The 16,391-nt window shown below is 71.4% G+C and carries 15 protein-coding genes; 2 read left to right on the top strand and 13 right to left on the bottom strand.

The genetic code is table 11. The features are described 5' to 3' along the window. Window positions 1–80: 80 nt before the first annotated feature. From nuoI to FHP06_RS11630, 10 genes are all read right to left on the bottom strand, one after another. Window positions 81–668: an NADH-quinone oxidoreductase subunit NuoI gene (gene nuoI, locus FHP06_RS11675; protein ID WP_147686937.1), complete on the bottom strand. Its 588-nt coding sequence runs from the start codon at window positions 666–668 to the stop codon at window positions 81–83. Beyond that, window positions 665–1,915 (bottom strand): NADH-quinone oxidoreductase subunit NuoH, encoded by a 1,251-nt coding sequence (nuoH, locus tag FHP06_RS11670; protein ID WP_147686935.1) that lies wholly within the window; start codon window positions 1,913–1,915, stop codon window positions 665–667. The genes nuoI and nuoH overlap by 4 nt, the downstream gene beginning before the upstream one ends. Beyond that, window positions 1,912–4,293: an NADH-quinone oxidoreductase subunit G gene (locus tag FHP06_RS11665; protein WP_147686933.1), complete on the bottom strand. Its 2,382-nt coding sequence runs from the start codon at window positions 4,291–4,293 to the stop codon at window positions 1,912–1,914. The genes nuoH and FHP06_RS11665 overlap by 4 nt, the downstream gene beginning before the upstream one ends. After that, window positions 4,290–5,615, bottom strand: a complete 1,326-nt coding sequence (nuoF, locus tag FHP06_RS11660) for an NADH-quinone oxidoreductase subunit NuoF (RefSeq protein WP_147686931.1) — start codon at window positions 5,613–5,615, stop codon at window positions 4,290–4,292. Before nuoF ends, FHP06_RS11665 begins: the two co-directional genes overlap by 4 nt. Beyond that, window positions 5,608–6,426: an NADH-quinone oxidoreductase subunit NuoE gene (gene nuoE, locus FHP06_RS11655; RefSeq protein ID WP_147686929.1), complete on the bottom strand. Its 819-nt coding sequence runs from the start codon at window positions 6,424–6,426 to the stop codon at window positions 5,608–5,610. The genes nuoF and nuoE overlap by 8 nt, the downstream gene beginning before the upstream one ends. Continuing rightward, on the bottom strand, window positions 6,423–7,748 hold the full coding sequence (locus tag FHP06_RS11650) for an NADH-quinone oxidoreductase subunit D (protein WP_222706470.1): 1,326 nt from the start codon (window positions 7,746–7,748) through the stop codon (window positions 6,423–6,425). The genes nuoE and FHP06_RS11650 overlap by 4 nt, the downstream gene beginning before the upstream one ends. 5 nt (window positions 7,749–7,753) lie before the next feature. After that, window positions 7,754–8,554, bottom strand: a complete 801-nt coding sequence (locus FHP06_RS11645) for an NADH-quinone oxidoreductase subunit C (protein WP_147686925.1) — start codon at window positions 8,552–8,554, stop codon at window positions 7,754–7,756. After that, on the bottom strand, window positions 8,554–9,108 hold the full coding sequence (locus tag FHP06_RS11640) for a NuoB/complex I 20 kDa subunit family protein (RefSeq protein ID WP_147686923.1): 555 nt from the start codon (window positions 9,106–9,108) through the stop codon (window positions 8,554–8,556). The genes FHP06_RS11645 and FHP06_RS11640 overlap by 1 nt, the downstream gene beginning before the upstream one ends. A 102-nt stretch (window positions 9,109–9,210) precedes the next feature. After that, the gene (locus FHP06_RS11635) at window positions 9,211–9,570 is read right to left on the bottom strand and encodes an NADH-quinone oxidoreductase subunit A (RefSeq protein WP_147686922.1); all 360 of its coding nucleotides are present in this window, start codon (window positions 9,568–9,570) and stop codon (window positions 9,211–9,213) included. 110 nt (window positions 9,571–9,680) lie between these two features. Continuing rightward, the gene (locus tag FHP06_RS11630) at window positions 9,681–10,382 is read right to left on the bottom strand and encodes a demethylmenaquinone methyltransferase (RefSeq protein ID WP_269140143.1); all 702 of its coding nucleotides are present in this window, start codon (window positions 10,380–10,382) and stop codon (window positions 9,681–9,683) included. Window positions 10,383–10,409: 27 nt separating this feature from the next. On the opposite strand from FHP06_RS11630, the gene FHP06_RS11625 reads away from it, so the two are divergent. Together FHP06_RS11625 and FHP06_RS11620 are read left to right on the top strand one after the other, a co-directional pair. Continuing rightward, the gene (locus FHP06_RS11625) at window positions 10,410–11,681 is read left to right on the top strand and encodes an isochorismate synthase (protein WP_147686918.1); all 1,272 of its coding nucleotides are present in this window, start codon (window positions 10,410–10,412) and stop codon (window positions 11,679–11,681) included. After that, window positions 11,678–12,472 (top strand): isocitrate lyase/PEP mutase family protein, encoded by a 795-nt coding sequence (locus FHP06_RS11620; RefSeq protein WP_147686916.1) that lies wholly within the window; start codon window positions 11,678–11,680, stop codon window positions 12,470–12,472. The genes FHP06_RS11625 and FHP06_RS11620 overlap by 4 nt, the downstream gene beginning before the upstream one ends. Here FHP06_RS11620 and FHP06_RS11615 read toward each other — a convergent pair. From FHP06_RS11615 to FHP06_RS16040, 3 genes are read right to left on the bottom strand one after another with little or no spacing between them, the layout of a single operon-like run. Beyond that, complete coding sequence (locus FHP06_RS11615; protein WP_147686914.1) at window positions 12,423–13,226, bottom strand: SGNH/GDSL hydrolase family protein; 804 nt, start codon at window positions 13,224–13,226, stop codon at window positions 12,423–12,425. The genes FHP06_RS11620 and FHP06_RS11615 overlap by 50 nt on opposite strands. 21 nt (window positions 13,227–13,247) lie before the next feature. Continuing rightward, window positions 13,248–16,088 (bottom strand): helix-turn-helix transcriptional regulator, encoded by a 2,841-nt coding sequence (locus FHP06_RS16305; RefSeq protein WP_187271911.1) that lies wholly within the window; start codon window positions 16,086–16,088, stop codon window positions 13,248–13,250. A 29-nt stretch (window positions 16,089–16,117) separates the two neighbouring features. Continuing rightward, window positions 16,118–16,276, bottom strand: a complete 159-nt coding sequence (locus tag FHP06_RS16040; RefSeq protein ID WP_187271910.1) for a hypothetical protein — start codon at window positions 16,274–16,276, stop codon at window positions 16,118–16,120. Between the last annotated feature and the right edge of the window lie 115 nt (window positions 16,277–16,391).

The following is a 16,391-nucleotide window of genomic DNA, read 5'->3' as shown; positions in this document are numbered from 1 at the left end:
TTCGACAAGCTCAAGGACCGTGTCGTCGAGAGCCGAGACCACGGCCGTTGAGCTTGTCGAAGCGGCGTCACACCCTGGGATCATGAGTCCTCCCCAGGCGCTCCGGGCGGGTTGACCTTCGCGTCCGCGGCCGGGTCGGCCGGGAGGAGCGGCAGGGTCTTGCCCTTGTAGTAGTCGTGGTGGTCGTCACTGATCAGCATCTCGTGCGGCGGCTCGACCATGCCGGGCAGCAGCGGCGCCAGCAGGTCGGACTTCTCGTAGATGAGGTCGGCACGGTTGTCGTCGGCCAGCTCGTACTCGTTGGTCATCGTCAGAGCGCGCGTGGGGCACGCCTCGATGCACAGGCCGCAGAGGATGCAGCGCAGGTAGTTGATCTGGTAGACGCGGCCGTAGCGCTCACCGGGGCTGAACCGCTCGTCCTCGGTGTTGGAGGCACCCTCGACGTAGATGGCGTCGGCCGGGCAGGCCCAGGCGCACAGCTCGCAGCCGATGCACTTCTCCAGGCCGTCGGGCCAGCGGTTGAGCTGGTGCCGACCGTGGAAGCGCGGAGCCGTGGGCACCTTCTCGAACGGGTACTGCTCGGTGACGACCTTCTTGAACATCGTGCGGAAGGTGACACCGAACCCGGCGATCGGGTCCCACAGCGTCTCGCGGACCGTGTTGGTCATCGTCGAGCCTCCTTCGGGATGTCGACCTTCTCGGGCATCGGGGGAACCGGGTAGCCGCCGGCGAACGCGTCGAACTCGGGTGAGTCCGATTGCGGTTCCTGAGCCTGTCGAAGGGCCGGCTTCTTCTCCGGGACGAGGAACGTCGCCAGGAGCAGCACGCCGGCGACGACGGCGGCCCAGATCAGCGTCTTCTGGTCGAGCATGTCCTCGCTGCGCAGCTTGCGGATGAACGCGACCGCGACGATCCAGGCGAGCGAGACCGGGATGAGGATCTTCCAGCCGAACGCCATGAACTGGTCGTACCGGAGGCGGGGCAGCGTGCCGCGCAGCCAGATGAACAGGAAGATGAAGCACAGCGTCTTGCCGAGGAACCACAGCACCGGCCAGTAGCCGGAGTTGGCGCCGTCCCAGACGTGCGGGATGCCGAACGGGGCGCGCCAGCCGCCGAGGAACAGCGTGGTGGCGAGGGCGGAGACGGTGACCATGTTGACGTACTCGGCCAGGAAGAACAGCGCGAACTTCAGCGACGAGTACTCGGTGTGGAAGCCGCCGACGAGCTCGCCCTCGGCCTCCGGGAGGTCGAACGGTGCGCGGTTGGTCTCGCCGACCATCGCGATCACGTAGATCACGAACGACGGGAACAGCGGCAGGAAGTACCAGGTGTCGGACTGTGCGGCGACGATCTCCGACGTCGACATCGACCCGGCGTACATGAAGACCGAGACGAACGACAGGCCCATGGCCACCTCGTAGGAGATGACCTGCGCGCTGGAGCGCATGCCGCCGAGCAGCGCGTACGTGGAGCCGGACGACCAGCCGGCCAGCACGATGCCGTACACGCCGATCGAGGTGACGGCGAGGATGTACAGGACCGCGACAGGGAGGTCGGTGAGCTGCAGCGGCGTCGTGGTGTCGGTGAACGGGATCTTCGCCTCGGGGCCGAACGGGATGACCGCCCAGGCCAGGAACGCGGGGATGGTGGCGAGGATCGGCGCGGCGACGTAGACCAGCTTGTCGGCCGCCTTGACGACGATGTCCTCCTTGAGTGCGAGCTTCACGCCGTCGGCGAGGCTCTGCAGGAGGCCGAACGGGCCGTGCACGTTGGGACCGATGCGGTGCTGCATCCGGGCGACGACGCGGCGCTCGAACCAGATGTTGAACAGCGTGTAGAGCACCAGGATCACGAAGATCAGCAGGGCCTTGAGCCCCACCACCCAGAACGGCTCGTGGCCGAAGAGGTCGCTCATGCGTTCCCTCCCGACAGCTGGACGACGGTGCCGTGTCCGGCGTTGATCGAGCGCAGGTTGGTGCCGGAGTTGGCGGGCACCCAGACGACGCCGTCCGGGAGGTCGGCGACCTCTGCCGGGAACGTGGCGGAGCCGGTCTTGTTGCTGATGGTGGCCGAGCCGCCGGGCTCGATACCGGCTGCCTGCAGGGTCGCGGCGTTCGCGCGCAGCACGGCGGGACGGGCGGTGGCGCGGTACTTGTCCTGACCGTCCTGGCCGCGTCCGTCGTCGATCATCTGACGCCAGGTCTCGAGGACGACGTCGCCCTTGCCGAGCTTCACGGCGCCCGGGACGGGTGCGTCGGGCGCAGCGGTCCGCTGTCCGTCCCACGGGCCCGTCTCGGTGATGGCCGCGCGCGCCTCCGCCACCGTGCGGAACCCGAGGTCGTGGCCCATCTCCTCGGCGATGCCGGCCAGGACGCGCAGGTCGGGGAGCGACGCGGGCAGGCTGAGCACCGCGTCGAACGGCCGCAGGCGGCCCTCCCAGGTGACGAACGTGCCGGCCTTCTCGACCGGCGGCGCGACGGGCAGCACGACGTCGGCCGCGCGGGTGACCTCGTTCTCGCGGACCTCGAGGCTGACGACGAACGCCGCCTCGATCGCCTCGCGGGCCCGGGCCGGGTCGGGCAGGTCGTCGACCTCGACGCCGCCGACGACCAGTGCGCCGAGCCGGTTCTTGGCGGCGTCCTCGACGATCTGCGTGGTGTCGCGCCCGACGCGAGACGGCAGGGACTCGACGCCCCAGGCGGCCGCGAGGTCGGCGCGGGCCTCGGCGTCGGCGACCGGACGGCCACCGGGCAGCAGCGACGGGAGGCAGCCGGTCTCGACGGCACCGCGGTCGCCGGCGCGACGCGGCACCCAGGCCAGGCGCGCGCCAGAGCGCTCGGCGAGACGCAGGGCGGCGCTGTAGGCACCGGGAGAGGTGGCGAGCCGCTCGCCGACCAGGATCACGGAGTCGGCCTCGAGCTGCACCGCGTCGAGCGCCGCGGCCTCCTGGCCGGGCACCGTGGCGACGAGCTCGCCGTTCATCTTGGTCAGCCCGCGGGAGGCGTGGGCGGCGATCGACCGGACCGTCAGCCCGTTCCGCGACGCCTTGCGCAGCCGCAGGAAGATCGCACCAGCCTCGTCCTCGGGCTCCAGGCCCACGAGCAGCACCGACCCGGCCTTCTCGAGGTCGCGGTACGTGACCGTCAGGCGCGTGGCCGCGACGTGCGCGGCGAGGAACGCCGCCTCCTCCTCAGAGTGGGCACGGGCGCGGAAGTCGATGTCGTTGGTGCCCAGGACGACGCGGGCGAGCTTGCTGTACGCGAACGCGTCCTCGGCGGTGAGGTGGCCACCGGTCAGGACGCCCACACCGTCGGCGGCGGCCAGGCCGCGCGCCGCTGCGGCGAGCGCCGCCGGCCACGACGCCGGCTCGAGCTCGCCGTCCTCGTTGCGGACCAGCGGCGTCCGCAGTCGGTCGTCCTGCGCCGTCCAGGTGAAGCCGAAGCGGTCCTTGTCGGTGATCCACTCCTCGTTGACCTCGGGGTCGTCGCCGGCGAGGCGGCGCATGACCTTGCCGCGACGGTGGTCGACGCGGATGGCCGAGCCGCAGGCGTCGTGCTCGGCCACCGACGGGGTGGACACGAGGTCGAACGGCCGTGAGCGGAAGCGGTAGTCAGCGCTGGTGAGGGCGCCGACCGGGCAGATCTGGATGGTGTTGCCGGAGAAGTACGAGTGGAACGGCTGGTCGTCCGCGATGCCGACCTGCTGCTGCGGCCCACGCTCGAGCAGCTCGATGAACGGGTCGCCGGCGATCTGCTCGCTGAACCGGGTGCACCGCGCGCAGAGGACGCAGCGCTCGCGGTCGAGCAGGATCTGCTCGGACACGTTGATCGGCTTGGGGAACGTCCGCTTGGTCTCGACGAAGCGGGACTCGCCGCGGCCGTGGCTCATGGCCTGGTTCTGCAGCGGGCACTCACCGCCCTTGTCGCACACCGGGCAGTCGAGCGGGTGGTTGACCAGCAGGAACTCCATCGTGCCCTGCTGCGCCTTGTCGGCGACCTCGGACGTGACCTGGGTCTGGACGACCATGCCCGGTGCGACCTCGAGCGTGCACGACGCCTGCGGCTTGGGCATCCCACGGCCGTTGCCGGCGTCGGGCACCTCGACGAGGCACTGGCGGCACGCGCCGACCGGCTCGAGCAGCGGGTGATCGCAGAACCGCGGGATCTCGACGCCGATGAGCTCGGCGGCGCGGATCACGAGCGTGCCCTTGGGGACGCTGACCTCGACGCCGTCGATGGTCAGGGTGATCAGCTCCACCGCCTCCGCGGTCCCCTGCGTGGCCTCGATGGTCATGCGGCACCTCCGACCGGCGTGAACAGGGTGGACGCCACCGGCGGGAACAGCTCGCTGGACGGGGTGTGCATGCCGGCCTCGAACTCGTCGCGGAAGTATTGGATGGCCGAGGTGATCGGGCTGGTGGCGCCGTCGCCGAGCGCGCAGAACGCGCGGCCCAGGATGTTGTCGCACAGGTCGAGCAGCAGCTCGATGTCGCCCGGCTGACCCTGGCCCTGGTCGAGGCGCTGGAGCACCTGGACGAGCCAGTACGTGCCCTCGCGGCACGGCGTGCACTTGCCGCACGACTCGTGCTTGTAGAACTCGGTCCAGCGCAGCACGCACCGCACGACCGACGTGGTCTGGTCGAAGCACTGCAGCGCCTTGGTGCCCAGCATCGAGCCGGCCGCGCCGACGCCCTCGTAGTCGAGCGGGACGTCGAGGTGCTCGGCGGTGAGGATCGGCGTGGACGAGCCGCCCGGCGTCCAGAACTTCAGCTCGGCGCCCTCACGCATGCCGCCGCCGAGCTCGAGCAGCTCGCGCAGGGTGATGCCGAGCGGCGCCTCGTACTGACCGGGCCGCTTCACGTGGCCGGACAGCGAGTAGAGCGTGTAGCCCTTGGACTTCTCGGTGCCCATGGAGCCGAACCAGTCGATGCCGCCGGTGACGATGGACGGCACCGACGCGATGGACTCGACGTTGTTGATGACCGTGGGACAGGCGTACAGGCCCTCGACCGCCGGGAACGGCGGACGCAGCCGGGGCTGGCCGCGGCGACCCTCGAGCGAGTCGAGCAGCGCCGTCTCCTCGCCGCAGATGTACGCACCGGCGCCCGCGTGGACCATCAGGTCGACGTCGACGCCCGTGCCGTGGATGTTGCTGCCGAGGTGGCCGGCCGCGTAGGCCTCGCGGACCGCGGCCTGGAGGCGACGGACCACGTGCAGCACCTCGCCGCGGACGTAGATGAACGCGCGCTTCGCCCGGATGGCGTGGGCGGCGATGATGACGCCCTCCACCAGCGTGTGCGGGCTGGCCATCATCAGCGGGATGTCCTTGCAGGTGCCCGGCTCGGACTCGTCGGCGTTGACCACGAGGTACTTGGGCTTGTTGCCGGCGGCCGAGTCGTCCTGCGGGATGAAGCTCCACTTCATGCCGGTGGGGAAGCCTGCACCGCCACGGCCCCGAAGGCCGGAGTCCTTGACCAGGGTGACGAGGTCGTCGGGCGCCATCGACAGCGCCTTCGTGAGGGCCTGGTAGCCGCCCTGGTCCTCGTAGGCCTGGAGCGTCCACGCGCGGTCGTCGCCCCAGTTCTTGCTGAGGACGGGGGTCAGCACGTCAGTCATCAGAACCGCCGCCCTTCGTGTCGGCCGGGGACTCCGCAGCCTTGGTCTCGCTCTCGGCCCGCGACGTGTCAGCCTCCTCGGCCGCCTGCTCCGGCGACTCCGTGGCGACCGCGGTCTTCGTGCCGCCGGCCCCGTCTGCACCATTCGCCGCCCGCGGCCCGGCACCCCCGCCGGGCGCCGGGGCCTCCCAGCCCTTCTCGCGGGCGATCTCGAGACCGGCGAGCGTCGGGCCGGCAGCGGCCGGGCCCTCGTCGACGAGGCCGTCCTCGAAGCCGGCGAGCACGCGCTCGGCGGCGCGCCAGCTGGTGATGGTGGCGCCGCGGGTGCTCTGGACCTTCTCGCCGGCGCGCAGGCTGTCGACGAGCTCGACGGCGGACTCCGGCGTCTGCTGGTCGAAGAACTCCCAGTTGACCGTCATGACCGGAGCGAAGTCGCAGGCCGCGTTGCACTCGATGTGCTCGAGCGAGATCTTGCCGTCGGCCGTGGTCTCGTCGTTGCCGACCTCGAGGTGGTCCTTCAGGCGCTCGAAGATCGCGTCGCCGCCCATCACCGCGCAGAGCGTGTTGGTGCAGACGCCGACGTGGTGCTCGCCCATCGGCCGGCGCTTGTACATCGTGTAGAACGTCGCGACGCCGGAGACCTCAGCCGCGCTGAGGTCGAGGATCTCGGCGCACGTCTCGATGCCCTCGACGGTGACGCAGCCCTCGACGGACTGGACCAGGTGCAGCATCGGCAGCAGCGCCGAGCGGGCCTCGGGGTAGCGTCCGGCGATCTCGCGGAGCTCGTCCCGCGTGGTGTCGTGGAGGCTCAACGGTCCACCCCTCCCATGACCGGGTCGATGCTGGCGATCGCGACGATGACGTCGGAGAGCATGCCGCCCTCGCTCATCACCGAGGTGCCCTGCAGGTTGACGAAGCTCGGGTCGCGGAAGTGGACGCGGTACGGGCGGGTGCCGCCGTCGGACACGGCGTGGCAGCCGATCTCGCCACGGGGCGCCTCGATGGCGGCGTACGCCTGGCCGGCTGGGACGCGGAAGCCCTCGGTGACGATCTTGAAGTGGTGGATCAGGGCCTCCATGGACTCACCCATGATGTGGCGGATGTGCTCGGCGGAGTTGCCCTGGCCGTCGGCGCCGACGCTGAGCTGCGCGGGCCAGGCGATCTTCTTGTCGGCGACCATCACCGGCTCGCCCTCCATGACGGCGAGGCGCTCGGTGGCCTGCTCGACGATGCGCAGCGACTGCCACATCTCCTCGAGCCGGACGCGGAAGCGGCCGTAGGCGTCGGGCTCGTCCCAGGTGACGACGTCGAAGTCGTAGGTCTCGTAGCCCCAGTACGGCTGCGTGCGGCGCAGGTCCCAGTCGTAGCCGGTGGCGCGCAGCACCGGGCCGCTGAGACCGAGGGCCAGGCAGCCGGCGAGGTCGAGGTGACCGACGCCCTTGAGGCGGCCCTTGAAGATCGGGTTGGCGTTGCAGAGCGCCGCGTACTCCGGCAGCCGCTCCTTGAGCAGGCGGACCGTGGAGTGCAGCTTCTCGATGGCGCCGGCCGGCAGGTCCTGCGCGACGCCGCCGGGGCGGAAGTACGCGTGGTTCATGCGCAGGCCCGAGATCATCTCGAAGCAGTCGAGGATGAGCTCGCGGTCGCGGAACCCGCACGTCATGACGGTAAGCGCGCCGATCTCCATGCCGCCGGTGGCGATGCAGACGAGGTGCGAGCTGATGCGGTTGAGCTCGAGCATCAGGACGCGGATGATCTTGGCCTTCTCGGGGACCTGGTCCTCGATCTCGAGCAGCTTCTCGACGGCGGCGACGTAGGCGGCCTCGTTGGAGAACGGGGCGACGTAGTCCATCCGGGTGCAGAAGGTCACGCCCTGGGTCCAGGTGCGGAACTCCATGTTCTTCTCGATGCCGGTGTGCAGGTAGCCGATGCCCGGCCGCGCGTCGCGCACCGTCTCGCCGTCGATCTCGAGCACGAGGCGCAGCACGCCGTGCGTGGACGGGTGCTGCGGTCCCATGTTGACGACGATGCGGTCGCCCTCGACGACCGAGGCGTCGACGGAGTCCCAGTCCTGGCCGGTGACGGTGAAGACGGGCCCCTCGGTGGACTCGGTGGTGCCCGCGTACGGGTCGTTCACTGTGGTCACGAGTAGCTCCGGCGGTGCTCGGGGGACGGGATGGTGCCGCCCTTGTACTCGACCGGGATGCCGCCCAGCGGGTAGTCCTTGCGCTGCGGATGGCCCTGCCAGTCGTCCGGCATGAGGATGCGGGTGAGGGCGGGATGGCCGTCGAACTGGATGCCGAAGAAGTCCCAGGTCTCGCGCTCGTGCCAGTCGGCGGTGGGGTAGATGCTGACGACGCTCGGCACGTGCGGGTCGTCGTCGGGGCAGGTGACCTCGAGGCGGATCCGGCGGCGGTGCGTCATCGACAACAGGTGGTAGACGACGTGCAGCTCGCGGCCCGACTCGTGCGGGAAGTGCACGCCGCTGATGCTGGAGCAGAACTCGAAGCGCAGGGCGTCGTCGTTGCGCAGGTGCGTGACGACCTCGAGGAGGGCGTGGCGGCGGATGAAGAACGTGAGCTCGCCGCGGTCGACGACGACCTTCTCGATCACCCGGTCGTCGTGCGAGTCGGTGAGGGTCTGCAGGCGGTCGTGGACCTCGTCGAACCAGCCGCCGAACGGGGGCTGCGCCGCGCCCGGCATCATCACCGGCCGGGTGAGGCCGCCGTAGCCGCTGGTGTCGCCGGTGCCGCGGACGCCGAACGCGCCCTCGCGGACGTCGACGACCTCGAGCTCGCGGGCGTCGCTCGGGACGAGCTCCTGCTGGACCTCGTGCGAGGCGTCCTGCGTGGTGCCCGACGTGGAGTCGACCGTCTGCGTCTTGTCGGCCGGGAGCTGGTCCTGCTTCGCGACCTTGTTCTCGTCGCCGTCCTTCTCTGCCATCAGCGCATGAGCCCCTTCATGGCCGAGGTGGGCGTGGCCTGCAGTGCCTCGAGCTCGAGCTCCTCGATCTGCGCCGCGCGGTGGGCGCCGAGCTTCTCGTGCTGGATGGAGTCGTGGAGCTTGAGGACCGCGTCGATCAGCATCTCCGGGCGGGGCGGGCAGCCCGGGAGGTACATGTCGACGGGGACGATGTGGTCGACGCCCTGGACGATCGCGTAGTTGTTGAACATGCCGCCGGAGCTGGCGCAGACGCCCATCGCGAGGACGTACTTGGGGGCCGCCATCTGGTCGTAGATCTGGCGGACGACCGGCGCCATCTTGTTGCTGACGCGGCCGGCGACGATCATCAGGTCGGCCTGGCGCGGCGACGGCCGGAAGACCTCCATGCCGAAGCGGGCCGAGTCGAACCGGGGGGCGCCGAACGTCATCATCTCGATCGCGCAGCAGGCGAGGCCGAACGTGGCGGGCCAGAACGACGCCTTGCGCATGTAGCCGGCGAGACCCTCGACGGTGGAGAGCAGGATCCCGCTAGGAAGCTTTTCCTCAATTCCCACGTCGGCCCCTTTCGTGAAACTTTGCGCCTCGCTTCATCCCCGCGGAGCAGGGCCCGACGCGGGATCCCGACCGTGCTGTGCTGATCGGGGACTTCGCTTCGCTCAGTCCCATTCCAGACCTCCGCGGCGCCAGACGTAGGCGTAGGCGATGAACACCGTGGCCATGAAGATGAACATCTCGACCAGGCCGAACCAGCCGAGCGCGTCGAACGCCACGGCGAACGGGTACAAGAAGATGATCTCGATGTCGAAGACGATGAACAGCATCGCGATGATGAAGTAGCGGACCGAGATGCGGCCGCCGCCCTCCGGCAGCGGGCTCGGCTCGATGCCCGACTCGTAGCGGTCCAGCTTGGCGCGGTTGTAGCGCTTGGGGCCGGTGAGCGGCGCGATGCCGACGCTGAAGATCGCGAACGCGGCGGCCAGGCCTCCCAGCACCAGGATCGGCGTGTAGACCGTCATGGCGCCTCCCTCCAGCCGTTATTCGTGCGCTTGTGAACGACTTCACAACGTGTGTCGCACGACACCTTACGCCCGTCGCCGCCGGGACGGAACAGAGGTCCCACGGCTACCTAGCCGGGATTGACGGAGCAGTGGAGGGCGACGACGCCCCCGGTGAGGTTGACCCAGTCGACCTTGCCCCAGCCGGCCTCGACCATCAGCTTCGCCAGGCCCTTCTGGTCCGGCCAGGACCGGATGGACTCGGCGAGGTAGACGTACGACTCCGGGTTGGACGAGACCTTCTCGGCGATGCGCGGGAGAGCCTTCATCAAGTAGTTGGAGTAGACGGTCTCGAACGGGGTCCAGGTGGGGGTGCTGAACTCGCAGACGACGATGCGCCCGCCGGGGCGCGTCACCCGGCGCAGCTCGCGCAGGCCCTGGACGGGGTCGTGGATGTTGCGCAGGCCGAAGGAGATCGTGACCGCGTCGAAGGACCCGTCCGCGAACGGCAGCGCCATGCCGTCGCCCGCGGTGAAGGGGAGCTTCGGAAGGTTCCGCTTGCCGACCTGGAGCATGCCGAGGGAGAAGTCGCACGGGACGACGACGGCCCCCGCGTCGGCGAACGGCTGGCTCGACGTGCCCGTGCCGGCAGCGAGATCGAGCACCCGCTCACCCGGCCGCGGGTCGAGCACGGAGACCACGCGGCGACGCCACCGACGGTCCTGTCCCATCGACAGCACGTCGTTCGTCAGGTCGTAGCGGCGGGCGACGTCGTCGAACATGCGAGCCACGTCGCGAGGCTGCTTGTCCAGACCGGCTCGAGTCACGGGGATCACTCTCGCACGGGTACTGTCGAGGGCGTGAACAACCCCGTTCTCGACCCCGCCTCAGCACCTGGCGCGGTTCCTCTGCTGGTCCGGACGGTCGAGATCGACGACCCCGGTCCGCTCCTCTCGCTCCTTCCCCGCGACGAGGCCTACGCGTGGATCCACCACGGCGACGGACTGGTCGGCTGGGGCCGGGCAGCGTCCTGCGAGACGTCCGGCGTGCGGCGCTTCGACGACGCCTCGTCCTGGTGGCGCGAGATCACCCGCCACTCGGTCGTGCGCGACGAGGTCGACGTCCCGGGCACGGGCCTGGTGGCCTTCGGCACCTTCACGTTCTCCGGCGGCTCGGCCGGCAGCGGCCTCGTCGTCCCCGAGGTGGTCGTCGGCCGCCGCGACGGCCGGTCGTGGGTCACCGTCGTCGGTTCCGGCATCTCGATGCCCCCGCTGCTGTCCGCCACCGAGCCCCCGCTCGAGCCCACGGGCGTCACGTTCTCCGACGGCCCGGTCGGCCCCACCACGTGGCAGGAGATCGTCGCCGACGCGGTCGGGCGCATCGCTGACGGCGGCCTGGACAAGGTCGTGCTCGCCCGCACCCTGGTGGCGGAGCTCGACGCGCCCCTCGACGTCCGGGCCCCGCTCACCCGGCTCGCCGACGACTACCCGGAGTGCTGGACGTTCCACGTCGACGGCTTCTTCGGCTCCACGCCGGAGATGCTGGTCCGCCTCGAGCGCGGACTGATCACCTCGCGCGTGCTCGCCGGCACCATCCGCCGCACCGGCGACGACACCCACGACCTCACCCTCGCCGCGTCGCTGGCCCGCTCCAGCAAGGACCTCGAGGAGCACGAGTACGCCGTGCGCTCCGTGGCCGAGGCGCTCGCGCCGCACTGCACCAGCATGAACGTGCCGGAGTCGCCGTTCGTGCTGCACCTGCCCAACGTCATGCACCTCGCCACGGACGTCACCGGCGTCATCCGCGACGACGCGAGCGTGCTGGCCCTGGCGGAGTCACTGCACCCGTCGGCGGCCGTGGGCGGCACGCCCACCAAGCTGGCCGTCGAGCTGATCGACGAGATCGAGCGGCTGGACCGCGGCCGGTACGCCGGACCGGTCGGCTGGATCGGCGCCTCCGGCGACGGCGAGTGGGGCATCGGGCTGCGGTCGGCTCAGGTCGAGGACGAGTCGGGCACCCGGGTGCGCCTGTTCGCCGGCTGCGGCATCGTCGCGGACTCGGTGCCGGCCGACGAGCTGGCCGAGGCCGACGCGAAGCTGATCCCCGTGCGCGACGCCCTCAGCCCGCGATGACCTCGCAGCTGGAGAAGGCCGAGGCGTTCCGCGCGCTTCACGCGGGCGACCCGTTCGTGTTCCCCAACCCGTGGGACGCCGGTTCCGCCCGGGTCCTGCAGGCGCTCGGCTTCCAGGCGCTCGCCACCACGAGCAGCGGCTTCGCGTTCACCCTCGGGCGTCCCGACGGCCACGTCACGCTCGACGAGGTCGTCGACCACACCCGGTCCCTCGCCGAGGCCACCACCATCCCGGTCGCGGTGGACCTGGAGAACGGGTTCGGGCCGTCGCCCGAGGACGCGGCCCTCGCGGTCCAGCGCGTGGCCGAGGCGGGCGCCGTCGGCGGCTCCATCGAGGACTGGGACCCGGAGACCGGGATCTACGACGCCTCGCTGGCCGCCGAGCGGATGGCGGCCGCCGCGGAGGCGGCCTGGGCACTCGACTTCCCGTTCACCCTCACCGGGCGGGCCGAGAACCTGATCCGCGGCAACCCGGACCTCGACGACACCATCGCGCGGCTGCAGGCCTACGAGCAGGCCGGCGCGGACGTCGTGTTCGCACCCGGACTCACCGACGTAGCGCAGATCCGCGCGATCTCCGAGGCGACGTCGGTCCCGCAGAGCGTGCTCGCACACGCCGGCTTCACGCTCGAGGAGATCGTGTCGGCCGGGGCGCAGCGGGTGAGCGTCGGCGGTCAGCTCGCGTGGGCGGCGGTCGGCGCGCTCGCCAAGGCGGCCACCGACATCCGCGACCAGGGGTCGTTCAGCTCGTTCGCCGAGCGCGTCCCGGTGAGCGACTGGCTGCAGGGCTGACCGGGCCCAGCGTCGGGTAGCGCGGGTCGAGCGCGTCGCCGGAGGACTTGCCGGTGAGCCGGCGCTTCACCCAGGGGGCCGCGTGCGCCTTGGCCCAGTCGAGGTTGGCGGCCCGTCGCTCGGCCTTGCTGAGCTGGGGCGCCGGCGGGAGGTCGAGCTCGACCAGCTCGTGGTCGACGCCGATCGCGTCGAGCACGGCCATCGCCATGCGCTGGTGGCCGGCGCTGGACATGTGCATCCGGTCCTCGGCCCACATGCCGGGGTCGCGGTACTCGCGCATGCGCCAGTAGTCGACGAGCGTCGTGCCGTGCTTCTCGGCGATCTCGCGGACGAGCTCGTTGTAGGTGGCGAACCGGCCGCGCATGGTGCCGAAGATCGGGAAGCCACCCGGGTCGAACGCGGTGAACAGCACCACCCGAGCGCCGGTGGCCGCGAGGCGCCCGACCGCGGCGTCGTAGTCGACCAGCAGGCCGTCGATGTCGACCGACGGACGCATGATGTCGTTGGCACCGGCGTAGATGGTGACCAGGTCGGGCTCGAGGGCGATGGCGGGCTCGAGCTGCTCGGCCAGGATCGGCCGGAGCTTGCGGCCGCGGATGGCGAGGTTGGCGTACCGGAAGTCGTCGGAGCCGGCAGCGAGCACCTCGGCCACGCGGTCGGCCCAGCCGCGGACGCCGTTGGGCCGGTCGGGGTCGACGTCGCCCACGCCCTCGGTGAACGAGTCGCCCAGGGCGACGAAGCGGGAGAAGCTCACCCGCTCAGCGTAGTGAGGCGGTCAGAGCAGTCCGCGACGGTTGGCGATGGCGGCGGCCTCGGTGCGACTGGACGCCCCGAGCTTGGCCAGGATGTTGGACACGTGCACCGACGCCGTCTTGGTGCTGATGAACAGCTGGGCGGCGATCTCGCCGTTGGTGCGGCCGACGCTGACCAGCTCGAGCACCTCGCGCTCGCGGCGGGTGAGGTCGGCCGAGCGCTCCGGTGCGGCGCCCGACGAGATCTCGGCCAGCAGCGGCTTGGCGCCGATCTCCTGGGCGACCTGACGGGCCCCGGCGAGCAGCTCCTCGGCCTCGGCGTCGCGCCCGGCCGCACTCAGCACCGCGGCGAGCCGTGTGGCCGAGCGGGCGTGCTCGTACGGGTCGCCGAGCTGGTCGAACGACTCGAGCGCGGTGCGCCACAGGCGCTCCAGCTCCGCGACCGGCAGCGGGTCGACGCCGGTGAGCCAGCGCAGGCGGCCGAGCTCGGCGTGCATCCGCTGGTGCCACGCGTGGCCCTCCGGGCCGAGCGTGGGCCACTCGATGAGGACGTGGTCGACCTCGGCGACCAGCGCCGTGGCCCACTCGACCGTGGCCTGGTTCTCGGCGGCACTGCGCTGGCCGGCCGTGGCGGCGTGGGCGGAGAGAAGGAGGGACGTCATGCGGAGGCGAGCCGGGCTCAGGGTGGAGTGCCAGGTGCGGGCGAGCAGGTCCGCGAGGGCGTCGTGGACCTCGGTGGCGGCGACCGCGTCGCCGGCGTTGCCCTGCAGCTCGATCATGGCCGTGCCGCTGTGCACGGCGAGTGCGAGGTCGTGCGCCCACTCGCCCCTCAGCCGGGCGACCTCACCCTTGGCCGGCTCCTGCCCGCGGCCGGCCGCCACCAGCAGCGCCACGGAGTCGAGCGTGTTGCGGACGAGCTTGGGCACGCCGTCGTCGACCTTCTGCAGGGCGAGGACGTCGTCCCACCGCCCCCGGACGTACGACGTGACGGCGGCGAAGAACCGGCCGTCGAAGCCGTACGGCGCCCAGGAGCGGCCCGTGGCCTCGGCCCGGGCCATGCCCTCGCGGAAGTACTGCTCGGCCTCCGGCAGGTTGCCGGCGTTGAAGTGCACGAACGCGAGGTGCTGGAGGGCGCGCAGCTCGCTGTGGACGTCGCCGGAGGCGCGGGTGGACTCGATCAGGTCGAGGTACAGGCGGTGTGCCTTGTCGACCTCGAGGCCGGTGCGGGACAGCACGTACGTGGACGTGCCCTGCGCGTCGAGCGCGATCTCGACGGCGTCGAGCTCCTCGGCGATGGCGAGCGCACGCTCGGCGTGCTCGAGGGCCTCGTCCCAGCGGCGGACGGACGAGAACGTCCGGGCCCGCAGCGCCTCGGCACGGGCGCGCAGCTCGGTGCGCTCGTCCGGCACCACGGCGAGGGCCTCGGCGCTGACCTCGAGGGCGCCGTCGTCGTCGTCGGAGAAGAAGGTGACGTCGCCCAGCGCGACGAGCAGCCGGCCGCGGTCGAGCTCGCTGAGCCCGGACTGGTCGAGCTGGGCCCGCAGCAGCTTGGCCGCGGTGCGGAGGCGCCCGGCGCCCGTGAGCGCCTCGGCCGTGGACAGCAGCAGCGCGACGACGTCCGTGCCCTCCGGTGCGGCCTCGAGCATGGTGAGGGCGCGCTGGTAGTGCCCGGCAGCCTCGTCGTAGCCGCCGATGCAGACGGCCTCGACGGCGGCGTCGATGCTGGCGGTGAACGCGGTGGCGAGGTCGCCGGCTCCTTCGGCGTGGTGGGCGATCTCCCGCGCGGCCCCCTCCGCGCCGGGGCGGGTGAGAGCGGCGAGGAACGCGGCGTGCTGGCGGATGCGCTGCCCGGGGAGCAGGTCCTCGCGGACGGCCTCGGCGAGCAGAGCGTGGCGGAAGGCGAGGCCGCCGTCGCGCAGCACCAGCACCTTGTGGTCGAGGGCGTCGCGCACGGCGGCGTCGAAGCGGGCCGGCTCGAGACCGACGACCTCGGCGAGGATGTCGTCGGACGCGCGGCCGCCCCCGGAGGCCACGGCCGCGACGACCTGGCGGGCGTCGTCGTCGAGGCGGTCGAGTCGGACGAGCACCAGGTCGGCGAGGCTCTCGGGGAGGGCGCCGTCGGCCAGCCCGGCGTCGAGCAGCTCCTCGGCGTAGAAGGCGTTGCCACCGGCCCGCCGCACGATCGCCGAGACGCCGGCCTGCGTGAGCCGGCTCTCCTCACGCGAGCGGAGCAGAGCGGCGACGGAGACGTCGTCGAGCGGGGCGAGCTCGACGCGACGCACGCCCGGGAGCCGCGACCACTCGGCCACGGCGGTGCGGAGCGGGTGGCGGCGGTGGAGGTCGTCCGTGCGATACGTGACGACCACGGCGACGTCGTTGACGAAGCGACGCGCGAGGACGAACTGGAGGGCGTGCCGGGTGGAGGCCTCGGCCCAGTGGGCGTCCTCCACGACGAGGAGGATCGGGCCGGTCTCGGCGAGCGCGTCGAGGCCGCGGGCGACGGCGGAGAGGATGTCGGCGCGGTCTCCCCCGGCCGGAGCGGCAGAGATCATGGGTCCGAGGGCCGGAGCCTCGGCCGTGATGCGCTCACGGTCGGCGTCGTCGAGGGACGAGAAGGCCTCGGCGAACGGGGCGAAGGGCAGGGCGCTGTCGCCGAGGTCGAGACAGTGGCCGACGAGGATCTGCCGGCCGGCGTCGCGCGCCTGGTCGACGAGCTCGGTGACCAGACGGGTCTTGCCGATGCCGGCGTCACCGCCCAGCAGCACGGCGCCGGAGCCGGCGTCGCCGCTGAGGCCGATCGCGGCCTTCAGCTGCGCGAGCTCCTCGTCGCGACCGACGAGCGGTGCTGCGTGATCGACGGCCATGCCGTCCATTGTGGCGAATGACACTGACATCAGGCGGCCGCGGCCCGCCGCTGGGCGCTGCGGGTGAGCAGCGACCAACGACGAGCACGACGGACGGTGCGTCGAGGCTGGGCCCGGTAGGCCTGCTGCGCGCGGGTGGTGCGCAGTGCTACCTCGACGGGGATGTAGTCCTGGGGGTTCAGGATCATGATGAGCACCTCTTTCTTGGTGCTTCGATCCTGGTCTTCTGAGGTAGGCCCCCACATCGGGCGACCTCCCTAAGTTAGGGCTCCAGCTACCTCAGAGGCGCGCTGACCTGCGGCG

This window comes from Aeromicrobium terrae, assembly GCF_008039565.1.
In the GTDB taxonomy this organism is placed as follows: domain Bacteria; phylum Actinomycetota; class Actinomycetes; order Propionibacteriales; family Nocardioidaceae; genus Aeromicrobium; species Aeromicrobium terrae.
This window is presented reverse-complemented; position numbering and strand designations above follow the sequence as displayed.